The sequence below is a fragment of the Ochrobactrum sp. PL_is483 genome, assembly GCF_055816855.1.
Genome location: NZ_JBVPGS010000020.1, coordinates 85,592 through 109,763, shown reverse-complemented (window position 1 = coordinate 109,763; position 24,172 = coordinate 85,592). Strand labels below are relative to the sequence as shown.

21 protein-coding genes are annotated in these 24,172 nt (G+C 56.5%); 14 read left to right on the top strand and 7 right to left on the bottom strand.

Annotated features, from left to right (window positions below; genetic code table 11):
- Positions 1–178: 178 nt before the first annotated feature.
- A complete protein-coding gene (locus tag AC0TNJ_RS02095; RefSeq protein WP_473770077.1) occupies positions 179–787 on the bottom strand; it encodes a tyrosine phosphatase family protein in 609 nt (202 codons plus the stop codon).
- Between the two features lie 298 nt (positions 788–1,085).
- The gene (locus tag AC0TNJ_RS02090; protein WP_473770076.1) at positions 1,086–2,150 is read right to left on the bottom strand and encodes a LacI family DNA-binding transcriptional regulator; all 1,065 of its coding nucleotides are present in this window, start codon (positions 2,148–2,150) and stop codon (positions 1,086–1,088) included.
- A 368-nt stretch (positions 2,151–2,518) separates the two neighbouring features.
- Here AC0TNJ_RS02090 and AC0TNJ_RS02085 point away from each other — a divergent pair, with 368 nt between their 5' ends.
- The 6 genes from AC0TNJ_RS02085 to AC0TNJ_RS02060 all read left to right on the top strand — a co-directional run bounded on the left by AC0TNJ_RS02085 (position 2,519) and on the right by AC0TNJ_RS02060 (position 9,077).
- Positions 2,519–3,544, top strand: a complete 1,026-nt coding sequence (locus AC0TNJ_RS02085) for an ABC transporter permease (RefSeq protein WP_473766806.1) — start codon at positions 2,519–2,521, stop codon at positions 3,542–3,544.
- Positions 3,545–3,575: 31 nt separating this feature from the next.
- The gene (locus AC0TNJ_RS02080; RefSeq protein ID WP_121981865.1) at positions 3,576–4,586 is read left to right on the top strand and encodes a substrate-binding domain-containing protein; all 1,011 of its coding nucleotides are present in this window, start codon (positions 3,576–3,578) and stop codon (positions 4,584–4,586) included.
- Between the two features lie 212 nt (positions 4,587–4,798).
- Positions 4,799–6,364: a sugar ABC transporter ATP-binding protein gene (locus AC0TNJ_RS02075; protein ID WP_473770075.1), complete on the top strand. Its 1,566-nt coding sequence runs from the start codon at positions 4,799–4,801 to the stop codon at positions 6,362–6,364.
- A complete protein-coding gene (locus AC0TNJ_RS02070; RefSeq protein ID WP_473770074.1) occupies positions 6,361–7,401 on the top strand; it encodes an ABC transporter permease in 1,041 nt (346 codons plus the stop codon). Before AC0TNJ_RS02075 ends, AC0TNJ_RS02070 begins: the two co-directional genes overlap by 4 nt.
- Before the next feature lie 23 nt (positions 7,402–7,424).
- Entirely contained in the window at positions 7,425–8,426 is a 1,002-nt protein-coding gene (locus AC0TNJ_RS02065; protein WP_473766809.1) for a dihydroxyacetone kinase subunit DhaK, read from the top strand.
- 9 nt (positions 8,427–8,435) lie between these two features.
- Positions 8,436–9,077, top strand: a complete 642-nt coding sequence (locus AC0TNJ_RS02060; protein ID WP_473770073.1) for a dihydroxyacetone kinase family protein — start codon at positions 8,436–8,438, stop codon at positions 9,075–9,077.
- 89 nt (positions 9,078–9,166) lie between these two features.
- Here the strand turns inward: AC0TNJ_RS02060 and AC0TNJ_RS02055 are convergent, their stop codons facing one another.
- From AC0TNJ_RS02055 to AC0TNJ_RS02040, 4 genes are all read right to left on the bottom strand, one after another.
- A complete protein-coding gene (locus AC0TNJ_RS02055) occupies positions 9,167–10,657 on the bottom strand; it encodes an inorganic phosphate transporter (RefSeq protein ID WP_122002174.1) in 1,491 nt (496 codons plus the stop codon).
- Between the two features lie 532 nt (positions 10,658–11,189).
- Complete coding sequence (locus AC0TNJ_RS02050) at positions 11,190–12,230, bottom strand: glutamine synthetase beta-grasp domain-containing protein (RefSeq protein WP_473770084.1); 1,041 nt, start codon at positions 12,228–12,230, stop codon at positions 11,190–11,192.
- A gap of 391 nt (positions 12,231–12,621) precedes the next feature.
- Positions 12,622–13,119: a hypothetical protein gene (locus AC0TNJ_RS02045; RefSeq protein ID WP_473770072.1), complete on the bottom strand. Its 498-nt coding sequence runs from the start codon at positions 13,117–13,119 to the stop codon at positions 12,622–12,624.
- Between the two features lie 509 nt (positions 13,120–13,628).
- Entirely contained in the window at positions 13,629–14,561 is a 933-nt protein-coding gene (locus AC0TNJ_RS02040) for an AraC family transcriptional regulator (protein ID WP_122002170.1), read from the bottom strand.
- A gap of 149 nt (positions 14,562–14,710) precedes the next feature.
- On the opposite strand from AC0TNJ_RS02040, the gene AC0TNJ_RS02035 reads away from it, so the two are divergent.
- The 5 genes from AC0TNJ_RS02035 to AC0TNJ_RS02015 all read left to right on the top strand — a co-directional run bounded on the left by AC0TNJ_RS02035 (position 14,711) and on the right by AC0TNJ_RS02015 (position 19,890).
- Positions 14,711–15,961, top strand: a complete 1,251-nt coding sequence (locus AC0TNJ_RS02035) for an ABC transporter substrate-binding protein (RefSeq protein ID WP_473770071.1) — start codon at positions 14,711–14,713, stop codon at positions 15,959–15,961.
- Between the two features lie 138 nt (positions 15,962–16,099).
- Positions 16,100–16,963, top strand: coding sequence for a carbohydrate ABC transporter permease (locus AC0TNJ_RS02030; protein WP_122002168.1), 864 nt, complete (start codon positions 16,100–16,102; stop codon positions 16,961–16,963).
- On the top strand, positions 16,960–17,778 hold the full coding sequence (locus AC0TNJ_RS02025; RefSeq protein WP_473770070.1) for a carbohydrate ABC transporter permease: 819 nt from the start codon (positions 16,960–16,962) through the stop codon (positions 17,776–17,778). Before AC0TNJ_RS02030 ends, AC0TNJ_RS02025 begins: the two co-directional genes overlap by 4 nt.
- Positions 17,779–17,782: 4 nt before the next feature.
- Positions 17,783–18,829, top strand: coding sequence for an NAD(P)-dependent alcohol dehydrogenase (locus AC0TNJ_RS02020; RefSeq protein WP_473770069.1), 1,047 nt, complete (start codon positions 17,783–17,785; stop codon positions 18,827–18,829).
- The gene (locus tag AC0TNJ_RS02015) at positions 18,829–19,890 is read left to right on the top strand and encodes an ABC transporter ATP-binding protein (RefSeq protein WP_473770068.1); all 1,062 of its coding nucleotides are present in this window, start codon (positions 18,829–18,831) and stop codon (positions 19,888–19,890) included. Before AC0TNJ_RS02020 ends, AC0TNJ_RS02015 begins: the two co-directional genes overlap by 1 nt.
- A 102-nt stretch (positions 19,891–19,992) precedes the next feature.
- Here AC0TNJ_RS02015 and AC0TNJ_RS02010 read toward each other — a convergent pair whose 3' ends face one another.
- A complete protein-coding gene (locus tag AC0TNJ_RS02010) occupies positions 19,993–20,301 on the bottom strand; it encodes a PepSY domain-containing protein (protein ID WP_473770067.1) in 309 nt (102 codons plus the stop codon).
- Positions 20,302–20,563: 262 nt separating this feature from the next.
- Here AC0TNJ_RS02010 and AC0TNJ_RS02005 point away from each other — a divergent pair, with 262 nt between their 5' ends.
- The 3 genes from AC0TNJ_RS02005 (at position 20,564) to AC0TNJ_RS01995 (ending at position 24,126) form a co-directional block, all read left to right on the top strand.
- The gene (locus AC0TNJ_RS02005; protein ID WP_122002163.1) at positions 20,564–21,544 is read left to right on the top strand and encodes a sugar ABC transporter substrate-binding protein; all 981 of its coding nucleotides are present in this window, start codon (positions 20,564–20,566) and stop codon (positions 21,542–21,544) included.
- 66 nt (positions 21,545–21,610) lie between these two features.
- Positions 21,611–23,116, top strand: coding sequence for a sugar ABC transporter ATP-binding protein (locus AC0TNJ_RS02000; RefSeq protein ID WP_473770066.1), 1,506 nt, complete (start codon positions 21,611–21,613; stop codon positions 23,114–23,116).
- On the top strand, positions 23,113–24,126 hold the full coding sequence (locus AC0TNJ_RS01995) for an ABC transporter permease (RefSeq protein ID WP_122002161.1): 1,014 nt from the start codon (positions 23,113–23,115) through the stop codon (positions 24,124–24,126). The genes AC0TNJ_RS02000 and AC0TNJ_RS01995 overlap by 4 nt, the downstream gene beginning before the upstream one ends.
- Positions 24,127–24,172 lie beyond the last annotated feature (46 nt).

Sequence of the window (24,172 nt, the reverse complement as noted above, 5' to 3'; positions counted from 1 at the left end):
CGAAGCAGATGATCTTTCGGGACCAGTTGATCGAGCGTCACCATCTCGAGCGCGGTCTGTTCGGCGGCGGGTTTCTTCAACATGACCCACAGAATCACAAAACCCCCGACATAGCCAGGGGTTTGTCAGCAGCCTGAGGCGCCGGGAGGCGCCTTTTTCTTTTGCGGGCGTGGTGTGGTTACATTGACGATGCGGTCGAAGATGCAACCGGTATTGCCATTTGAAGCTCGGCCTGACGGCCCAGCCTTGTCATCCATTCCGTGAATTGTGGGTTCCGTTCAATCTGGCGTCCGTAATGCCTGCGCAATGCGCTCATCAACTCGCCTTTACGCCCAAGCTGTTCGTCGGCAAAGCCGATCATCTGTGAATTCGGCCAGGCCTGCGGGCGAATGGCGACAAGGCGCGCGAAAAGGTTGTCGGTATTCTCATCGGGATTGCCCTGCGCCATGAGCGAAACCATGGCCGCTGTCGAACGCGATACACCCATATGGCAATGGACCAGAAGGTGGCTCGGCGCCTCCGGGTGTTGCGCGGCAAGGAATTCCGAGCCGAACTGGAGGATTGCGCTTACATGATCAGGCGTTGGCATCGTGTGATTGTCAGCGGCATCGATGATGTCGTGAAAGCGCAGCGTCAGACGGTGGTGTTCCTCGAAAGCCTGAAACGCATCCAGTTCGGGAAGATCGGGATCGACCAGCGATAGAGCATGGGTGACTTTGCGGGTCCGCTGTTCGAGGAGTTCGTCAATCCCGCACACCGTCAGCTGCGGGGCAAAATGCACACTCATGCCAGTCTCCTTGAATTTCAGTTCTGCTGTCCGGTTTGATGAATCCGTCCACAGGATTGGAGCATTTTCCTGGCGCACAATCTAGCGGCTATTCCGTGCTCCCAAGGCGTGAGCAATAAGGCTGTAGCTCTCTGCCCGTATTACCTTCGCAGCAACCGCTTGCTGTGGCCGAACGGAGATCTGTCGCATCGGATGCCCGCTGTTCTTTCACGGAGAGCGCTTTCGGAAACGGCAAGTCGAGGACCCGTGCAATGGGCGAACGATAGCGACCGCGGTGCGTCACACCATGATTGCAACTCTAGCTGAACTCGCGGTGTTTGGCGTTCTTTTGGGGGAGGGCGGCCTCACTTGCACGCAGGATCAGGTTGGCTCCAACCAGAATCTTTACCGGCGGCTGCGGTTCGGCAGTGTTGATCAAATCGTCGAGTACCGTGACGGCAAGGTTTCCGATTTTTCGCTTGGAGACATCAACAGTTGTCAGACCCGGTTCCATGGTGGCGCTTTGCGGCAGATTATCGAAGCCGATCACTGAAACATCGTCAGGAATACGAAGTCCCTTGCCTTTCAGTGCACGGATGAAGCCATAGGCGATGATATCGTTCGTGCAGAAATAGCACTCGGCCAGATCGAGTCCTGAATGCAGCATCGCGCAGGTATCGCGATGGGCACCTTCATAGGTCGATTCAACTGAAAGAACATCGCGTTCCTGAACCTTCAGGTCCAAACGCTGCATGTTCTTGAAAAATGCATCGCGGCGAAGGCGGAAGTTTGTTGTCTCCGTATGGCTGGCAACAAAGCCGATCCGCGAAAGCCCAAGCTGCTTGAAGCGCGACAAAACCTTGAAGACGGCGTCCTCATTGTTCATATCGACGAAATTGGCTTCAATGACCTCATAAAATGTGTCGATAAACACGGTGGGCAGACCAAGGCCCTGTATCATATGGATGTCTGCCGCCGACAGCTCGGTCCCAAGCGCGATTACGCCGCGCACGGGTGCTCCGGCAAGCGATTCCGCCACCGTACTGATCGGTTGCCCGTCAAAGCTCACCACTTCCAGCGTATAATTTCGGCGTGTCGCTTCCGAGGACATGCCGTCGATATAGTCCGAGATAAAAACGCTGTGATCGCGGTTGACCGTCTCACCATGTTTGGCAATCTTCAGAAAGCGGATCGTCTCTGCGCTGCTTGGCGCAGTCTTTGAGGCGCGCGGAACATAGTTCAGCCTGGAAACAGCTTCGAGGACGCGCGCTCGCGTTTCGCCCGAAATTTCTCCCTTACCGTTGAGCACAAGAGAAACCGTTGCCGGGGAAACGCCAGCCGTCTCTGCGATGTCTCTTATCGTAAAAGACTTTTTCTTTTTCATGTGCTCCGCACGTTTATAGGCAGTCGGTTAAGGAGGCAGGCTCCGGAAATGAAAGCGCCTGCGATTTGTATGACATCTGCTCTCGGTAACTTCAAATCCGTAAATAGCGCCAGATTCAATATGTTGCCGGTGTGAGCCCCAAATCAAGGATGAACGGGCTCCTTCTCCTTTACAGCTAAATGCCCATTTTCCATCATGATATGAGCCGATAGTTTAGTAAACAAAGTGAGCGTTTTCTAAACCGATTAAGGGAAAAATCCTCCACAAGCAATGGAAACTTGCAGATATTGCGCTTGACAGCGCTAAACGTTCTCGTCATTAATTTAGTGAATAAAAATTCTGTTTACTAAACATGGTGGGAGGAGACCATGCAGAAGACAAGCAATCAGCTTGCCATGCTCGTTGTCATCAATCTGGGATTGCTCGCTCTTGGCGCGTATATCTCGGGAGGTTCCTTCCTTTCCCTGTTCAATCTGCAATCCATGGCGGGCCAGGTACCGGAGATCGGACTTCTGGCAATCGGTGTCATGTTGGCCATGTGCGCTGGCAATGGCGGAATTGATCTTTCCGGGATCGCGCTTGCCAATCTGGCCGGTGTGCTTTCCGCGGTGGTCGTGTCGATGTTCATCTCCAGTGCCGAAAACCAGCTCGGCTTCAGCCTTGCCTTCATCGGTCTGGCGCTGGTGATTGGCCTCGCTGGCGGCATCGTCAACGGCGTATTGATCGCGCGTTTCAATATTACTCCGATCCTCTGCACGCTCGGCACGCAGATGGCGTTTACGGGACTTGCGGTTGTTGTTTCCGGCGGACGTGCGGTCATGGTCGGCAGCCCTGATCTTCTGTCGCGGATCGGCAACGACATGTTTCTGGCAGTTCCGATCAGCTTCCTCATCTTTATCGCCATAGCGGCGTTGATCGCTGCGGTCGTGCGCTTCACGCCCTATGGTTACTGGCTCATGCTGATGGGAACCAATCCGAAAGCCGCCGTCTTCGCCGGTTTCCCGCGCAATGGGGTTCTGGTTGCCACCTATGCGACCAGCGGCCTGCTGGCGGGGTTGGCTGGCGTCATCATCGCTGCACGCAATGTCAATGTGAAGTTCGACTATGGCAGCTCATATCTTCTGGTCGCCATTCTCATCGCCGTCATGGCGGGTGTTAAACCCGAAGGCGGCTATGGCCGCGTGATCTGCGTGGTGTTGAGCGCGGTCGCGCTACAGCTCATGTCCAGCCTGCTCAACTTCGGTGGCCTTTCCAATTTTGTCCGCGACTTTGCCTGGGGCCTGCTGCTGCTCGCCTTCCTCGCAGTCGGAAAATACGACATCGCGGGATTCTTTACCCTCGGCAATCGCCAGAAGGGGAACATCGGTGCGCATCCCTCAGGCACCCGAGCATAGACACTGGGGGATAATAAGTGTGGAGGAAATAATGAAAGCAAAAACAAAAAAACTGCTCGCTGGCACGATCATTGGCGCGGCTGTTGTTGCAGGCAGCGCCGGCACGCTCGTCGCACAGGAAAAGCCGGTTATCGCAACCGTCGTCAAGATCAGCGGTATTCCGTGGTTCGACCGCATGAACACCGGTGTGGAAGCCTATCAGAAGGCAAATCCTGATGTGGTCGCAACGCAGAGCGGTCCTGCAACGTCTGACGCCGCGCAGCAGCTCCAGATCGTACAGGATCTCGTCGCCAAGGGCGTAAACGCTCTGGCAGTCGTGCCGATGGACCCGGCTGTTCTCGAAGGCACCTTCAAGCGCGCCATGGAACGCGGCATTGTTGTTGTGACCCATGAGGCCGACAATCAGGTCAACACCATGGCCGACGTCGAAGCATTCGATAACGCCGATTACGGCTCTGCCCTCAACGAACGTCTGGCAGAATGCATGGGCAAGAGTGGCAAGTGGACCACTTTCGTTGGCTCGCTCGGCAGCCGCACGCACATGCAGTGGGTTGGCGCTGGCGAAGAAAATGCCAAGAAATATCCTGACATGCAGCTTGTCGATCCGAACAATGAATCCTTCGACGACGCCAACGGCACCTATGAAAAGGCCAAGGAAATCCTGCGCAAGCATCCTGACCTGAAAGGCTTCCAGACCTCTGCCGGTAACGATGTTCTCGGCGTCGGCCGTGCGATCGATGAAGCTGGCTTGAGCGGCAAGGTTTGCCTGGTCGGCACTGGTCTGCCAAATCCATCGGCAGATCTTCTGGAATCCGGTGCGATTACCGCAATCGGCTTCTGGGATCCGCAGAAGGCGGGCATGGCCATGAACGCGCTCGCCCGCATGTTCCTTGAAAAGAAGGAAGTGAAGGACGGCACCGATCTTGGCGTTGAAGGCTATAACAGCGTTCGCGTGAAGAAGGGTGCAGGCGAAGGCCTTCTCGTCATCGGCAACGGCATGGTTCTTGCTGACAAGGCCACCTACAAGGAACATTTGTTCTAGGAGCACCACGGCAGGCTGGCCGGTCATCGCATGTGGACATCGTTCAGCCGCATGCGGTGGTGTCAAAAGCCCGGATGCTTTGCTGCATCCGGGTGCCTCGACCGTATGAACCACTAAAAACTCAAGACATTAGCGGGCGGCTGTTACAGCCACCTGGCCCTACAGCCAGCCCGGTCGCTTTTGTGTTCCGTGCGGCGACAAAGGAATTCAACGTGTCAACCAAGACGACGAATGGGACGAGCAACGACCGGTCTCCGGATCGTTATCTCGAACTGCGCAACATCCATAAGCGGTTTGGCGGCGTTCACGCGCTGCGCGGCATTGATCTGACAATCGATCTTGGGCAGGCCTATCACCTGTTGGGTGAAAATGGTTGCGGCAAGAGCACTGTCATCAAGATCATGTCCGGCGCGCACGCACCCAGCGAAGGCGAGATTATTCTCGATGGCAAGACCTATGCGGCGCTGAATCCGATCCAGTCGCTCGCCGCCGGTATAGAGACCGTCTATCAGGATCTGTCGCTTATCCCCAACCAGACCGTTGCCGAAAACGTAGCGCTCAATGAGCAGCTCGTTGAAGGCAATGGCCGACTGTTCCGCAGGGTCAAGCTTTCGCAGCTTCGTGAGACCGCAGAGCGCGCATTGAGTACGGTTGGTCTTCCGACCGATAGAGCCTTCCTGAACACGATCGTTTCCGAGCTGCCGCTTGCCATGCGCCAGCTCGTTGCCATTTCGCGCGCCATTGCAACGCGAGCCAAGCTTGTCATCATGGACGAGCCGACGACATCGCTGACCCGTCGTGAAGTGGACAATCTGATTGAAGTGGTCGAGCGCCTGCGTGCCGAGCGCGTTGCCGTGCTTTTCGTGACCCACAAGCTTGATGAATGCTATCGCATCGGCGGCAATGCGGTTGTCTTCCGCGATGGCCAGTGTGTTGCACAGGGACCTATCGAAAACTACACCAAGAAGCAGCTTTCCGAACTGATGATCGGCAGGGAAATCGATGCCGAGCGTTATCGCACGGCGCAGCCCGGCGCTGCCGAACTGCTCAAGCTCGAGAACCTTACCGCATCCAGCTTCAGGGATATCGGTTTTACACTACGCAAAGGCGAAATCCTCGGCATTACCGGCCTTGCGGATTCCGGCCGCAACGAGCTTGCCATGGCAATCACCGGCGTTGTGCCTGCCGACGGAGGCTCGATCCATCTGGAAGGGGCGATAGCCAAAGTCAGCACCCCGGCGGAGGCCATTGAGCGTGGTATTGGCTATGTGCCGGAAGACCGGCTTGCAGAAGGCCTTTTCCTCAACAAGTCGATCTTTCAAAACGAAATCGCGCTGATCTTCAGAAAGCTCTGCAACAGCCTCGGCATCGTCGATCAGAAAGAGGGCCGGAATATCGCCGCTTCGCTGATGAAAGAGATGCGGCTGAACACCACCAATCTCGACCTGCCGGTCGGCGCGCTTTCGGGCGGCAACCAGCAGCGCGTCTTGATCGGCCGCTGGTTGAGCATTGGCCCGAAGCTGCTGGTGCTGCACGGCCCTACCGTCGGCGTCGATGTGGGATCAAAAGACACGATTTACCGTGCAATTCAGGCGCTGGCCGAGGCCGGCATGGGCCTCATCATCGTCAGCGACGATCTGCCTGAGCTTTTGCAGAATGCAGACCGCATTCTCGTCATGAACGCGGGCAGCATCGTTGCCGAGTTCGATGCGGCGCAGGCCACCGAAGATCAGCTCTATCAAGCCATGATGTCGTCGCAGAAGGAATATGTCCAATGAGTGCGTCGCAGTATCAGCAGGATTTGGGCCAAAAGGATTTGGCTCGCGCCCAACCTTTCAAGCTGGGTGAATTCATTCGCAGACGCCCGGAATCGATCACCTTCTTTCTGCTCGTGGCAATCTGCACGATTGTTTCAGTCATCAACCCGGCTTTCCTGCAAGCATCTACACTGATCGATATCGGACGTGCCAGTGTGGTGATGGGGCTGTTCGCACTTGGCGTCTTCATCATTCTCGCCGCAGGCGGCATCGATGTTTCCTTTACGGCCATTGCTGCCACCACGGTCTATTCACTGACGCTTCTTGTGCAGGCTTATATGCCGGAACTGCCGATCATCTTCATCATTCTGATGGCAATTGCGGGTGGCATTTTCCTTGGGGTACTCAATGGCCTTCTGGTGCATCATCTCAATGTGCCGTCGCTGATCGTCACCATCGGCACGCAATATCTTTTCCGCGGCTTCCTGCTCGCCTTTGTCGGCACGGTCTGGATCATGTCCCTGCCTCCGACAATGGGTGCTTTCGGTCGTCTGCCGCTGTTTCAGTTTGAATCGGCAACCGGCGCCACCATCACCATGCCGTTCTATTTTCTGGTGCTGCCCGCGACTGCAATCCTGACCTGGTGGATATTGAACCGGACCTTGATGGGCCGCGCGATTTTCGCGATGGGCGGCAACAGCCAGATTGCTGCCCGCCTTGGCTATAATCTGCGTACCATCCATATCTTCCTGTTCGGCTATGCAGGCGGGCTGGCGGGGCTGGCGGGCATCATCCATGTCTGCGCCAACCGCCAGTCGAGCCCTTTCGACTTCGTCGGAACAGAAATCAGCGTCATTGCCGCTGTGGTTCTGGGCGGTGCGCGCATCACCGGCGGAACCGGCACCGTCGTCGGCACCCTGCTCGGTGTGCTGCTCATCACCGTCATAAACAGTGTTCTGGTGCTCGTGGGCATTCCCAGCACGTGGCAGCGTCTCGTCGTGGGCTGCTTCATCCTGCTGGCTGCAGCCTTCTTCGTCACCCGCCAACGCAAGAAATAACCCGATACTCTCAAGAGGAAATCATGAAGAAATTCCTGAACGATCCCGTCAATTTCGTGGATGAGATGCTCGAAGGCATCTATCGGGCGCATCCCGAACTTACATTTGTCGACAATGACAAGCGTTGCATGGTTACAGCCAATACCAAGCCCGGCAAGGTCGGTATTGCAACGGGCGGCGGCTCCGGCCACCTGCCTCTGTTTCTCGGCTATATCGGTGAAGGCATGATCGATGGTGCGGCTGTCGGCGGCGTGTTCCAATCGCCAAGCTCGGAGCAGATGTATCAGGTTACCAAGGCTATCGATCAGGGCGCTGGTGTTCTCTACATTTACGGCAACTACAGCGGCGACATCATCAATTTCGATATGGCGGCAGAACTTGCCGATCTCGATGGCATCACCGTGAAGCAGGTTGTCGGCAATGATGATGTGGCGTCCTCTGTCGTTGGTGAAGAACACAAGCGTCGCGGCGTTGCCGGTATCTTCTTCGTCTATAAGGCTGCCGGTGCAGCCGCTGCCAATGGCCTGTCGCTCGACGAAGTGACGCGCCTTGCGGACAAGGCGCGCCTGCGCACACGCACGATGGGTGTAGCTCTTTCCAGCTGCGTTGTGCCGGAAATCGGTCACGCCACCTTCTCCATCGGTGAAGACGAAATGGAAATCGGCATGGGCATCCATGGCGAACCGGGCATCAGCCGCAAGAAGCTTGCCAGCGCAGATGCAGTCATCGACGAGTTGATGGAACGCATTTTCGCCGAGCAGACCTATGCCAAGGGCGATGAAGTTGCCGTGCTGGTCAACGGTCTTGGCGGCACGCCGCTGGAAGAGCTTTACATCATGTTCCGCCGGGTTTCGCAGCTGTTTGACGAGCGTGGCATCAAGGTCAAGCATGTCTGGATCGGCGAATTTGCCACTTCCATGGAAATGGCCGGGGCATCGGTTTCGGTGCTGCACCTCGACGAAGAACTGGAACCGTTGATTGCGGCTTCCGCAAACACGCCATTCTTCAAGCATTTTGCAGGTTGAGGTGCGGTCATGAACGTCATTACTGCATCTGATCTGATCGATCTTTTCGACAACTGGAAGCAGCTTTTTGCAGAACAGCGTGAGTTCCTTATCGCGCTGGACGGCAAGGTTGGCGACAGCGATCTTGGCATCACCATGAGCAAGGCTTTTGCAGCCGCTGCAGAAGCTCTTCATGCGGAAGGCGAGGCGGCAGGTATTGCCAAGCTTTTGCGCACAGCTGGCGCCACCATGGCACGCGTTGCGCCATCCACCATGGGCACGCTGACTGCGACCGGCTTCTTGCGCGCGAGTAAGGCCTGTGACGGCATCGACGCGATGGGCACGGCAGAGATCGCCGCTTTCTGGCGCGCCTACCGCGATGGCATCGCCGAGCGCGGTAAGGCGAAGGTTGGCGACAAGACGCTTCTCGATGTGCTGGACCCGATTGCTGTAACGCTTGAAGCTCAAGTCACAGCGGGTGCCTCGCTGGCAGATGCGCTTGCCGCCGCTGCCAAAGCGGCCGAAGATGCGCTGGAAGCGACCAAGACGATGGTGGCCCAACACGGGAAGGCCGCAGCTTTTCAGGAAAAGACCGTCGGACTTCAGGATGCAGGAGCGACCGTGGGAATGCTGCTGATGACAAGCATGTCAGCTTTCGTTTCCGCTAACTAACAGGCAGGCTGATACTCGCATTCCAGGGAAAAGCCCCGGGCTGGACGCCCGGGGCTTTTGTAATTTCCGGCTGAGGCTGGCCCGTTGTATCAGGAGTTTCCGACAGGCAACTGGTTCAGCAAGGCAAACAGAATGGCTGAAAGTATCGCCGCGGCGGGAACCGTTACCACCCATGCAGCGGCAATCGTCAGCGCGTGTGAGCGACGAACCAGCTTGCGGCGGCGACGCTCTTCAACCGGGATGGATTCAAGCGGCAGGGCCTGACGAGCCTTTTTCAACCGGCGTTCCGTATCCCATTCGCGAAAGAACCCGACGCCAAAGATTGCACCGATAGCGATGTGGGTCGAACTGACCGGCAATCCGAGCCAGCTCGCCAGAATGACGGTGATCGCGGCGGAGAGGGACACACAATAGGCCCGCATCGGGTTGAGCTTGGTAATCTGGTTGCCGACCATTCGAATGAGCTTGGGGCCAAACAGGCACAGGCCGAAGGAAATGCCGCTTGCGCCGATCAGCATAACCCAGAGCGGAATCTCGACGCCATCGTTCAACGCGCCGGTCTGTGACGTCTGGACGATCGCCGCGAGCGGTCCGACAGCATTGGCCACATCATTTGCGCCGTGGGCGAAGCTCAACAGCGCCGCCGAAACGACCAACGGGATGCTGAACAGCACTTTGAGTGACTTGTTGCGGTTTTCGAGCCCCAGCGACTGGCGGCGAATGACCGGGATCAAGGTTAGCCAGCTTGCAAGCCCGAAAGCCAGGCCGATGAGCAAGGCGACCCCAATCGACACATCGACCAGTTGCTTCAGCCCCTTCATGATCAGATATGTTGCAAAGGTTCCAGCCATAAGGCCGACAAGGATGGGCACCCATACGCGCGCTGCCGCGATTTTGTCTGCACGATAGACAATGCGGGCCTTGATCAGCCACAGAAAACCGGCAGCGACGATCGCACCCAACACGGGCGAAATAACCCAGCTTGCCGCTATGGCGGCCATCTGCGACCAGTTCACCGCTCCAAAGCCTGCCGCGACGATGCCCGCGCCGACGACGCCGCCGACAACCGCATGGGTGGTCGAAACCGGAGCGCCGATCCACGTCGCAAGATTGACCCAGAGCGCCGAGGCGAGCAGCGCCGCCATCATCGCCCAGATGAACATGACCGGGGTTGCGAGCGTATCGGGCGCAATGATGCCGGTTGCTACTGTCGAGACGACATCCGCGCCTGCAATAAGCGCGCCCGCACTTTCAAAAACGGCGGCAATGGCAATCGCGCCGCCCATGCTCAGCGCATTGGCGCCCACTGCCGGACCCATGTTGTTGGCAACGTCATTGGCGCCGATATTCAATGCCATGTAGGCGCCGAAGACGGCTGCGGCCACAACGATGAGCGTCTGACTGGTCTGGCCGAGCAGCATCGCCGCTCCAAGCCCGGCAAGCATGATAAAAACAAGAGCGATGCCGGGTGCCACGAGCGGACGGGAAACGTAGCTCGCCGCCGTTTCCAGCTTGACGAAGCGGCCGAGGTCGCGATCCAGAGTCTCTAAATGCCGAGCTTCGAGATCTTCGTTTGCCATGATTTACTCTTGATTTCTAACGTTGCGTACCGGTTCAGGCGGCCGCCGGGGAATGATCCATTTCAGGAATGTGACAGGTGTTTAAATGCGGGGCCTTTGAAAAGTCAATGATTCGAGTCTGTACCGTTTGTGAGGTGCTTGGCTATCGCTTCCGCCCTCCGCCTTGGTCCGGCATTGCTGACCCTGTCGACCGACCGCTGAATGCACGGCCCTGCGCGGGAAGGGAAAAACTGGATCAGGCTGTTGCCAATTAATTTGTTGCACGACCTTGTTTTGAACAAGATGTGCACCTATATGGCTGTCATAGGCATTGCTCAAGAGCGCTGGAACGCGTCTGTCGCTCGCAATAGCCTTCATCGCTTGATGCTTTTGACCACGGATGTACTGGCACTAGTAGGAAAGCGATGATGAGGAAGGTCGGTGCGTTTTCGCCCCGGCCTTTTTTGTTGCCTGCGATTCCGGAGAGAAAAGCCGGACGGCCTGCCTGGAGGTTTCAGCAGGCCGTCCGGTTAAAGCGTATATGCATTAGAAATCAAGCAGCGAGTGCTTCGTCTTCCGAGGTCGGGACTTCAGAAATCGTCTTCAGGACCTGCGAAGCGATCTGGTACGGGCAGCCCTGCGAGTTCGGGCGGCGATCTTCCAGATAGCCGCGATAGCCATCCCTGACGAACGAGTGCGGAACACGGATCGACGCGCCACGATCGGCGACGCCGTAGGAGAACTTGTTCCACGGAGCGGTTTCATGCTTGCCGGTCAGGCGCATGTGGTTGTCCGGGCCGTAAACGTCGATATGGTCCTGCAAATTCTTCTCGAACTGCGCCATGAGCGCCTCGAAATATTCCTTGCCGCCCACTTCACGCATGTATTTGGTGGAGAAGTTGCAGTGCATGCCCGAGCCGTTCCAGTCGGTGTCGCCGAGCGGCTTGCAGTGGAATTCGATGTCGATTTCATACTGTTCGCAAAGGCGAAGCAGGAGATAACGGGCGATCCACATCTGGTCGGCGGCGTTCTTTGAGCCCTTGCCGAAAATCTGGAATTCCCACTGGCCCTTGGCCACTTCCGCATTGATGCCTTCGTGATTGATGCCGGCATCGAGGCAAAGATCGAGATGTTCCTCAACGATCTTGCGGGCGATGGAGCCGACATTCTTGTAGCCGACGCCGGTGTAATACGGACCCTGTGGGGCAGGGAAGCCCTGTTCCGGGAAGCCGAGCGGACGGCCATCCTTGTAGAAGAAATATTCCTGCTCGAAACCGAACCATGCATTGTCGTCTTCCAGCACGGTTGCGCGGCTGTTGGATGGATGCGGGGTGACGCCGTCCGGCATCATGACTTCGCACATCACGAGAGCGCCGTTCTTGCGCGCGGGATCAGGATAGATCGCGACCGGCTTCAAGACGCAGTCGGAGCTGCGGCCTTCGGCCTGCATCGTCGAAGAGCCGTCGAAACCCCAGAGCGGCAATTGATCAAGCGTCGGGAAAGCGTCAAATTCCTTGATCTGCGTCTTGCCGCGCAGGTTTGCAGCTGGCTTGCACCCATCGAGCCAAATGTATTCGAGCTTGTACTTGGTCATCGCTAGTCTCTCTGTCATCCTCGGTTGATCCATCACCACAAGTCATGCGGTGTCGCGCGGCTCGGTGTTCGATTTAAGAGAAGCAAGGACCGTGCCAGTTTTGAATCGGGTGCATTTTCAGGGCGGAAAAGGCAAGCGCGACCGGGTGGGCAAGACTTGCGCAACGCAAGTGGAGATTATCTGCTCAAAAAACAGGCAACGGACCAGAATTTCATCACGTCTTCGGCGCAGGCATTCTTCAATGCTGCGGAAACCATCGTATTAGGCATCGCGGCGCATTGGCCATACGGACGAGAATGCCGGCCTTGTTCAGACCGGCATGGAATGAGGGAAGATTCGGCGGTGATGTTGTCATCTGGCGTCCTGGCAAGCCGCCAGCCGATGCGTCGCCTCAGACACTCGCATTTTTGCGCATGTCATCAAGCTGTCTTAGAGACGAAAACAGCGATTCCCGATCGCGGAGATGTTCTTCATAGAGAGACAGGAAAATGGCGTTCGTTGTTACATGCGGCCCGGGTGCGGACCGAGCGCGGTGCAGGCTGTTACTGGCCTTGCGCTTGGCGTCTTCGACTTTCGCCTGCAATTCCTGAAGCATGCGCGAATTGCCAAACGCATGAAAACCGGCTTCCGGTGCGCCTGAGGCGACGGTATTGGATGTCGAGTGAATCATGGTCTGCATCTCCGATGGCAAGATATGAAGCTGATCGTGACGTCCGTTTATGATATAATCGTGGTGCAAACCGTACGAAATTACACTCTTGTGATGGTATGTTGCGGGCGCCGCTTTCAGGATAATTCCATTTCGTGCTGAAAAAACTTCTAGCACTGCAAGCGCCTTGGAAACGAGGCACTCAATGCCAAAACCTCCAAGGAACAGGAAAAAACTCACGGTCCAGCTGTAAGCGAACAGATTACAGGCCGCGTGCCTTCGCAGCCTTGAAGGGGCATCAATCAGCGTCGTGATTCATGAAAGGGAGCATATCGACGGTGTCGATTGTCGTTGGCTCGACGGGATTACCGTCTGGCTTGGCAAAAATTATCACCCACAAACAGTAGATCAGAAATGCCGCCACGCCGATCGCTAACAGGCTGACAAATATGAGTGACCAATCCAACATGCCTGGCACCTTGGCCCAGTTTGCGCGCTAACTCAACCGTCTAAAATTTGCTTGCGCGAAGGGAGCGACACCCGGTTAGCGGGTTCACTTCTTGTGGGTCTCGATCCAGGTGATGCCGAAGACGACAGCGCTGACGGTCAGGATCGCTGCTATCTCAATCCAAAAAATCAACTGCATGGCCATGTCCTCCAGCATGGTTAACAAGAACCTGGCGAAAAGGTTTCATTCACGCTGACGTCACCTGGCAGCGGCTGGATGGCTATCGCACCTCACGGGGCGCTCACAGCGTCCGCGATGCCGCCGCAATCGAACTGTCCCGAATATGGGCAGCGTTTCGATAGGCGCGCGGAGTGAGCCCCGTTTCCAGCAAGAAATAGCGGTTGAAATTGGAGAGATTGTTGAAGCCCGCTTCAAAACAAATATCGGTTATTGCAAGATCCGTTTCCACCAGCAAGGTTCGCGCCCTCCACACCCTAACAGAACGGCTATAAGTCGAAAACGTCATGCCTGTCAGCCGCTTGAAAGCGCGGGAGAAAGACGCTGTGTCGAGGCCGACAGCTTCGGCGACATCCTGCATCTGGCGGTCAGGGTTGGATTGCAGGATCTGGATCGCCTGATCGATACGCCGATGCCGCTTGTCGGAGGCTTCGCTATAGAGCGATACGAAATGCTCGCTGGCGAGGGGTCGCTTTTGCCCAGCGCTATCGATCGCATTCAATATCTCAAGAAAAAGGCCCAGCCCCGCAGCATCCGACTGCCGGTGCAATGCCAGTATCATTTCCCCGATATCGAGCGCTTCGTGACCTGTGATTTCGATCCCCCGGCGGGATAGTTCTTTCAGGCGATGCAGCACTTCGAATTCAGGGCAAACCGACCGAACCTGAATAAGTGCATCGGCATTGAACTGGAGTACGAGATCACGGCCCGGAATGGATGCCGCACCCGGCGTAATCCAGTTATGGGGCAGGTTCGTCCCGGTAAGGACCAGATGACCGGGCTGAAATGGCCCCACGTAATCGCCAACATAGGCCAGACCCTGTGCTTGAGGAATATAATGGATTTCCCACTCAGGATGATAGTTCCAGATGCATATCGGATTGGGATAGTCGTCGCGGCGGATGAGATAGGACTTCCCGCCCGGCAGCGTGATGCGCTCTCGCGTGGCAGCATAGGCATTCGGCAGGGAGGACGAAATTTCCGATGATAGAACCATAATATCTCACCGCATAAGGCGCCATAATATCAAAATAGTATCAATTATTGACAAAAAGCAAACTAGTCCCTTCTCGCCGTTTTTACAAAATTCAACCCACAGGATGCGGGGAAGAGGAGCATCCGGTGGAACATAATGGGAGGAACGACATGCTACGTACATTTTTGCGTACCGGTTGCGCTGTCATAGCGCTCACTGCCGCATCCAGTGCCATGGCGGCTGCGGTTTGCAGCAAGGATGTAAGAGTTCTGGCGCAACCGCGCGATGGCCTTACTTTGCTTGAAGACTACGTGGACGAGTTTGAGGAACTCTCCGGCGCCGGTTTTGAAATCAGCTATCTGAACGAGAATGACCGCCGCGCCAAGTCACAGGCGGATGCATCGACCGTAGGCAGCTACAATGTCTACTATGTCGATGAAGCCAATCTCGCCTTGTTTGCATCGTCGGGCTGGATCGTTCCGCTCAAAGGCTTTTATCCCAAGGAATATGATTACGACGATTTCGACGCAGGCATGCGTGCGGCTGCCACTTATGACGGCAAGCAGTGGTTTGCACCCGTTCAGGGCGGCGGCGACCTGATGGTCTATCGTACCGATCTGCTCGAAAAGGCTGGCCTCCAGCCGCCAAAGACCTGGGACGAATACAAGGCTGCCGTCGCCAAGTTGCATGATCCGGACAATGGCGTCTATGGGACCGCATTGCGCGGACAGCGCGGCTCAGGCGCCAATGTCTGGCGGTGGATGCCGCTGTTCAAGGCAAATGGCGGCGAATGGTTCAAGGATGGCAAGCCTGCTTTCAACTCTGACGCGGCAGTGAAGGCAACTGAGGAATATCTCGATCTTTTCAAGTATTCCGCTCCCGGCACCCAGACAGGTTCGTGGGACGAATCCACCGGTGCTTTCCGGGCAGGCAAGGTAGCAATTATCATTGAATCGGCTCCCCTTGGCGGCATGTCGGTCGATAAGGCGCAGAGCCAGGTTGCGGACAAGGTCGCTTTCGCTGTTCCGCCAACGCCTCTTCCGGGAGCTGGCTACGCGCATGGATTTGCAATTGCGTCCAAGGCCAATGCGACGGACGAGGATAAGGCTTGCGCCGGCCTCTTCGTGGCATGGGCGACCTCCAAGGAGCAGGAAGCCCGTCGTCTGGCTGCGGGGCAGCCCGGTGAATTGACACGCACCAGCACCTATCGAAGCCCGAAATATGCCGAGACGTTCGGACAGAACCTTGCAGATGCAATGGCCGCTACCGGCGCCCGCACGACGGTAACTTTCTGGCAGGACGCGCGCTGGCAGGAACTGGGAAATCAGTGGGGCATCATGCTGGAAGAACTTATCACCGGCAGCCGCAAGGATATCAAGTCGACGCTCGACGAGCTTCAGTCATTCGCTGAGAAGCTCTAGGCATCGCGCGTTCGGGGCGGTTTCGCGGCCACATCGGTCGAGATCGCCCCGCCTCCCAAGATGGGTACTGCCCTGAAAGCCACGTGCGGCTGACGCTGCCGGGCCGTCGCAGTCACCGCCTTCAGACAAGGAATGTTCATGCAACGTGGACGCTCGCTCCCATATCTTTTCCTTGGGCCAACCCTGCTCATTCTCGTCATTCTGGCGCTGGTTCCGACTGTTTTTGCGATTACGATTTCGCTGCAGAACAGGACCTTGTCACAGCCAGTGGCCGAATATGTCTGGTTTGCGAACTATGCCGCTCTGCTCAGCGATCCGCGTTTTCTCAACGCATTGTGGGTTTCGCTGAAATGGGAAGTCCTGACCGTGGCACTTACCATGCTGACCGGCATCGGGCTTGGTATTGCGATGTTCGAAGCCGCCAGCCCGCGCTTGCGAAATCTTCTTTGCGTCCTGTTCATTATTCCTGTGTTGTTGCCGCGCGTCTGCGCAGCATTCGTATGGAAGTTTGCTTTTCATCCGCTTTATGGCGCCCTGACCTGGCCTGTCCGTGAACTGACTGGGGCTACGCCCGATATACTTTCCACGCCAGCCGGGGCGCTCCTTGCCGTTGCTTTCGTGGACGTCTGGCAATGGGGTCTGTTTTTCGCGGTCATCATCCTGAAACTGCTCGAAGCGTTGCCGGTCCAACCTTTGGAAGCGGCTCGCATCGATCGCGCCAAAAGGTGGGAAATCCATCGCTTCATCACCCTTCCAATGCTCAAGACGCCGCTGATCAGCCTTCTGCTCGTCAAGGCCATCGAAAGCCTGCGTTCTTTCGATCTCGTTTATGTCATGACGCGGGGCGGTCCCGGCATCTCGACCGAAACGCTTGATATGTATGCCTATTCGCAAGGCTTCATCGAGTCCGGAAAAATCTCCTACGCCTCGTCGATGGCCGTCATCATGATGCTGCTGACCATCGTCATTTTCACTGTCGCCTGGAAGAGACTGAACCGATGAAGATTTCGACCTTCCTTCTGCGCGCGGTCCTTGTCTTTGCGGCAGCGCTTGTTGTGTTGCCATTGCTGTGGACCCTGCTCAACGCGTTCAAGACCAACGCCGATCTTCTGGTCAGCACGCCGAAAATTCTCTTTCAGCCCGTATGGGACAATATGAGCTATGTGCTCAATCGTCGTTCGGTTGCGCGTGCGCTTACGAACTCGCTTATCATCTGCTCGGCCGCTGTCGTCATTGGCGCTCTGATTGGCGTACCCGCAGCCTATGTGATCGCGCGATACAAGAACCGGATTACAGCCGAAGCTCAGTTCTTCGTTCTGTCCTTGCGTTTTCTGCCGCCGGTGGCAGTGGCCATTCCGATGCTGGTGATCTGGCTTTCGCTTGATCTCTACGACAGCCGCCTGTCTCTCATCGTAACCTATCTGATCATTACTGCATCGATTACGATCTGGTTGTCGGTTCCCGCGTTCGAGCGCGTGAGCATCCATGTCGAGGAAGCGGCCCGGGTCGATGGATTGGGACGTTATGGAACTTTTTTCCGAATTGCCCTGCCTATAGCCCGATTTCAGATATTCGGCGCCATCGCTTTTTCGTTCGTACTGGTCTGGAATGAATTCCTTCTGGCAATGATGCTGACGACGTCTCGCGCCAAAACATTGCCGATCATAGCTTCTGAAATGTCACAGCTCGGCATGAATGTGCCATGGGGCATTCTCAATGCCGCTGTCGTTCTTCTCTCCCTTCCGCCCTTAATTCTGCTTGGGCTTCTTGCTGGCGGATTAAATGCCGTCTTCACCAAAAAACAAAATCAGGAATGATCCGATGAAAGCACTTGTTCTGGAACGCATCGGCGAATTGAATCTGCGCGACATTGAATTGCCAACCGACATGGGACCGGATGACGTTCGCATCAAATTGCACACCGTAGGCGTGTGCGGGAGCGATGTGCATTATTACACGCACGGGCGTATCGGGGATTTTGTGGTCAATCAGCCCATGGTGCTTGGGCACGAGGCGGCAGGCACGGTGGTCGAGGTTGGCGGGAACGTGAGGCATCTCAAGCCCGGAGATCGGGTCTGCATGGAGCCGGGCATTCCAGATCCGCTCTCGCGCGCTTCGAAGCTTGGCCTCTATAATGTCGACCCTGCCGTGCGTTTCTGGGCAACGCCGCCCGTCCACGGAGTCCTTTGCCCCGAAACGGTTCATCCTGCAAATTTCACATATAAGCTGCCGGACAACGTCTCTTTTGCAGAAGGCGCGATGGTGGAGCCCTTTGCGGTCGGCATGCAGGCGGCAACGCGCGCGCGCATCAATCCCGGCGATACGGCCGTCGTGACCGGCTGTGGGACAATCGGCATCATGGTTGCGCTTGCGGCCCTGGCAGGAGGCTGCTCCCGCGTTCTGATCTCGGATTTTTCGGAAGCCAAGCTGCAAATTGCAGAAACCTATGACGGCATTACCGGCATCAATCTTGGCGAGACCAACATCGTTGAAGCGGTCAATGATGCTACCGAAAATTGGGGGGCAGATATCGTCTTTGAATGTTCGGGAGCCGCAGCAGCCGTCCGGGACTTGTTCAAGATAGTGCGCCCCGGTGGCACGGTTGTGCTGGTCGGCCTGCCTCCTGAACCCGTCCTGTTCGACATTTCGGCAGCGACGGCACGGGAATGCCGGATCGAAACGGTCTTCCGCTATGCCAATGTGTTCGATCGCGCTCTCGCACTGATCGCCGCAGGCAAGGTTGACCTCAAGCCGCTGATCTCTGGAGTGTTTCCATTCGAGCAATCCATTGCCGCTTTCGATCGCGCGGCAGAAGGTCGTGCGACAGACATCAAGCTGCAGATCGTCCTGGACGGGGAGAAAAACTGATGTCTACCGTGGAATGTCGGTCCATATTGAAGCGATATGGCGCGCAGGAAGTCATCCGGGATTTCAACCTTGAAATCAGCGATCATGAGTTTGTAGTTTTCCTTGGGCCCTCCGGCTGTGGAAAATCCACGATCTTGAGAATGATTGCCGGGCTTGAGGAAATCACAGGCGGCGATCTTCTGATCGGCGGCCAACGGGTGAACGATCGCGATCCGGGTGACCGCGGTATTGCCATGGTGTTCCAGAACTACGCGCTCTATCCGCATATGACTGTTCAGGAGAATATCGTTTTTGGATTGGAGCGCGCGGGTATAGCGAAGCAGACGATAGCCGAGAGGCTGAAGCCGGTCGTGGCGGCTCTGGGACTTGAAGTCTATCTGGGACGCAAACCGTCCGAACTGTCGGGCGGCCAGCAACAACGCGTCGCAATCGCCCGCGCGATGATAAAGACGCCTGAAGTATTCCTCTTTGACGAGCCGTTATCCAACCTTGACGCAAAATTGCGCGGAAGCCTGCGGGTCGAGATCGCCAATCTCCATCGCGAACTGAAGACGACCAGTATTTATGTCACTCACGACCAGCTTGAAGCCATGACATTGGCGGACCGGATCGTGCTGATGAAGGATGGGCGCATAGAGCAGATGGGAACGCCCGAAGAAATCTATGAGGCGCCCGCGACGCTTTTTGCCGCCGGATTTATCGGTACGCCCAATATGAATTTCTTCGAGCTGAACGCGGACGAGGAGAAAATTGCCGACGAAACCATAAGCCTGCCGCGTCCTTCCGGCTTGAAGCCGGGGCCGGTAACGGTCGGCATCCGTCCGGGAGCATTCCGGCTGAACGAGGCTGGAGGCCAAATTCGCGGCGAGATCGAACGCAACGAATTTCACGGAGAGAGCCGCCTTGTTACAATTCGGGCGGGTAAACATATCTTCAGTATCGCCGTGCCTACTTCCGTGCGCCTGCGGGAAGGGCATAATGTCGGGCTCGATGTGATGCCGAACAGCTTGCATCTGTTCGATACGCAAACCGGCTTGCGTAGCTCAATATCCGGCGGGTAGCAGGATGGAATTCAATTCTATCCTGGCGTTATTCAGGCAAAAAAGCGGCCTTTGGAAACCGCTTTTGTTGATTGCTCCCGCTCGCACGTATTCTTGGCGCAGTTAGCGCACTTCAAGTACTTCGCCGGTGCGGCGATCTATGACTACGCGCATCTCATCGTCGCGACGGTCTATTCCTCGGACAATATAAACGTTCCTGCGCCTTGAGATGCTTTCGACTTCGTCCATCCCTTCGCTGCGCGCGATTCTGGCGGCCCTGCGTTCGCTGATTTCCTCGCGGCCGTAGCGTCGATTGCCCTCCGGATTGACCTCTATACCGTTGGGACCGATTTCAATGCTCTGCGCATGTGCGGGAACAGTTGGAATGAGAGCCGACAGTACCAAAACTGCGATTGCCGGGAACTTGTACATGGCAGTTATCCTTGCTGGTTTCACGCCCGCCGTCGACATCAACCGATAAGTCCGCCGCCGGTTCCCATAGGGGCAGTCAACTCCTCCTAACACTCCGAAGATATTGTGATGAGAAGTGTCATCGGTCTTGCTGTGTCAAGCCGGTCAGGGCACTCTGAAACCGTGAACGTTTCCCTCTATCTTGCCGTCTTGACAGTATTACATTCACGGCACTAGGCTGCAGTAACACGGCAGATTTTTACTGAAGTGAGGGGAGGAATTCATGACTAAAAGTTCAATTATTACAGGACTGGGTCGGGTTTCAATTTCACGGCGCCAGTTTATAACATCGAGCGCACTGGGCGCCGGTGCTCTGCTTCTACCGTCCTTGCCGTCTTTTGCGGCGGACAAGCCCAAAGTCGGTCTGGTCATGAAGTCGCTCGCCAATGAGTTCTTCAAGCAGATGCAGGCAGGCGCCGAGGATTATGCCGCCAAAAACACCGACAAGTTCTCTTTTGCCGCCGTCGGCATGAAGGACGAGCGGGATTTCGCTGCCCAGGTGGATGCGGTCGAGAATTTCGTCACGCAGCAGTTCGATGTGATCGTGCTTGCCCCGGCGGATTCCAAGGCCATGGTGACGCCGGTCAAAAAGGCTCTGGAAGCTGGCATCAAGGTCATCAACATCGACGTGGCGCTCGATGAAGAGGCGAAAAAGCAGGCCGGTGTCGATCTTGCCTTTTTCGGTCCCGACAACCGCGAGGGTGCGAAGCTCGCTGGCTTGGCTCTTGCCAAGGAACTGGGCAAGGGCGGCAAGGTGGTTATTCTGGAAGGCAATCCTGAAGCCGACAATGCTAAGGAGCGCAAGAAAGGGTTTGATGATGCCGTGGCCGAGGGCGGCCTGACACTGCTCGATTCCAAGACCGCGCATTGGGAAACGGAAGAAGCCAACACGCTTATGACCAATTTCCTGACCCAGTATCAGGACATTCAAGGTGTGATGGCAGCCAACGACTCCATGGCGCTCGGCGTCGTGAAGGCGTTGGATGCGGCTGGAAAATCGGGGCAGATCAAGGTGGTGGGCTTCGACAATATTCCTGCCGTCCAGCCTTTGATCAAGGATGGCAAGATGTTGGCCACCGTCGATCAATTCGGTGCGCAGATGGCAGCCATGGGCATTGATTACGGGCTGAAGGAACTGGCGGGCGAGAAATTTTCCGGCTGGGTCAAGACGGATATCAAGCTCATCACCGCCAAGGATCTCTAAAAAATTGCCAATCATGGGGCGGCGCGTCAGGCGCCGCTCTTCTCCACCCGGCAGGCAGGAACAGACATGCAGTCAGCCGACGCCATTTTGAGATTGGAAAATGTCGGCAAGACCTTTCCGGGTGTGGTTGCGTTGAATGGTATCACGCTGGAACTGCAGCGTGGCGAGACACATATCATCCTGGGTGAAAACGGGGCCGGCAAGTCGACCCTCATCAAGCTTCTCGCGGGCATATATCAGCCCGACGCGGGCGAGATTTTTCTGAACGGCCGGCCCTATAACCCAAAGACCCCGCACGACGCGCAGGTTCAGGGTATCCGCATCGTACATCAGGAACTCAACCTGCTGTCGCATCTTTCCATCGCCGAAAATCTGATGCTGGAAAGTCTTCCGAGGCGCTTCGGGATCATGGATCGGGCAACGCTGAACCGCCGCGCCGAAGAGCTTCTGGCCGAGGTCGGTCTGGCGGTCGATCCGCGGATGCCGGTCTCGGAGCTGGGCGTTGCGCAAATGCAATTGGTCGAGATCGCCAAGGCGCTTGGTTATGACAGCAAACTACTGGTTCTGGACGAGCCGACGGCGACATTGACGCCGCCGGAAATCGAGCGGCTGTTTGCGATCATCAAGCGCCTGAAGGCGAAAGGTGTCACGATCATCTACATCTCCCACCGTCTGCACGAGGTCTTCGAGATCGGTGACCGCGTAACGGTGTTGCGCAATGGTCGTCTGGTCGAGACGCGAGACCTGCAAGGGTTGAGTGTGCCGCATCTGGTGCGCATGATGATCGGCCGCGACATCGCGGATGAATACGGCTTCAACGCTGATATCAAGCCTGGTGCCGTGGCTTTGGCGGTGAGGGATGTAAAGCGCAACAACGGTGCCCCGCCTGTTTCGTTTTCGGTGCGCCATGGAGAAATTCTCGGTGTAGCCGGTTTGGTCGGGTCAGGCCGTACCGAGGTGATGCGCGCAATCTTCGGCGCCGATCCAAGGTCGGCAGGGGAAATCGATGTTGATGGCAGGCCGGTGAATATTCGCGACCCGCGCGATGCGGTGCGCAACGGTCTCGGTTTCCTGACTGAAGACCGCAAGAGCCAGGGGCTGCTGCTGGACATGCCTGTCTATGTCAACGCCACGCTCACCGACCTGAAAAAAATCTCGCATGGCGGCTTGCTGGATGGCCGCGTGGAAAAAAGTGCAGTGGCTGAGCTGGTCGAGCGGTTGCGCGTCAAGACGGCATCCATCGACACGCCGGTGCGCAATCTTTCCGGCGGCAATCAGCAAAAGGTGGTCCTGGCAAAATGGCTGTTTCGCGGGTCGTCCACGCTGATCCTCGATGAACCGACGCGCGGGGTTGATGTCGGCGCCAGACGCGAGATTTATCAACTCCTGTGGATGCTGGCCGCCAGCCAGAAGGCAATCATCATGATTTCCTCGGACCTGCCAGAGCTGATCGGCATGTGTCATCGCATTATCGTCTTCTCCAACGGCAAACTGGTGGGAGAACTGGACCGGTCGCAATTCGACCAGGAACGTATTCTTTCGCTCGCTTATCAGGAGCATGTTCACGCATGACGGAACCCACTTCTCCATCTGTCCAACAATCCGATGCTGGCGATCGCCAGAAGCTGAAGCGCTTCCTGTTGCGTGATGCCGGCGTGTTTCTGGCGTTGATCCTGATAACACTGGTATTTTCTTTCACCGCGCCCTATTTCGCGACGTCGGGCAACGCGCTGAAGATTTTCGTTCAGATCGCGATCAACACGGTTCTTGCCGCCGGTATGACCTTCGTTATTCTAACCGGCGGCATAGACCTTTCCGTTGGCTCGGTGCTTGCCTTATGCACGGTCGTGGGCGCACTTATCATGACCTCCGGTCTGGAGCCTGCCTTGTCGATCCCGCTGGCCGTTCTGGCATGTATTGCCGTCGGCGGGCTTTGCGGGTTCATCAACGGCAAGGTGTCGACTTACTGGAAAATCCCGTCGTTTATCGTCACGCTCGGCATGCTTAATATCGCCGCCGGTGCGGCACGTGTGGTCTCGAACAATTCCACCATCACTGGGCTTCCACAGGGGTTTGTCGACTTCGGCAATCTGATAGTCGGCGGCTTCCTGCCCTCGATCTTCCTGATCGCGGTGGCTGTGATCGCTGTCGGCTGGTTCGTCCTCCGCTTTACGGTCTTCGGTCGCATGATCTATGCGGTCGGTGCCAATGATGAGGCGGTGCGCCTTTCGGGGCATAATCCCGATGCATACAAGATCGCAGCGTTTGTCATTTCCGGCGTCACTGCCGGTATTGCCGCGATTGTCTATCTCCTGCGCCTGAACATCGGCAGCCCCATTGCGGGCGTCGGCTATGAACTCAACGCGATCGCAGCCGTCATCATCGGCGGAACAAGTCTTTTCGGCGGCAAGGGATCAATCGTGGGCACGCTGGCCGGTGCCTGCATCCTGCAGGTTTTGGCGACCGGCCTGCAATTGCTCGGCATAGGTGACAATTACAAACCGATCATTATCGGTACGGTGATTATCCTCGCGGTGATTGTCGATACCTATCGCGAAAGGTTGCTGCGGCGCATTCGCTGACCGCGCCCTGAAAGGCTTTAACCCGGCGTTTTATATTCCAATATCG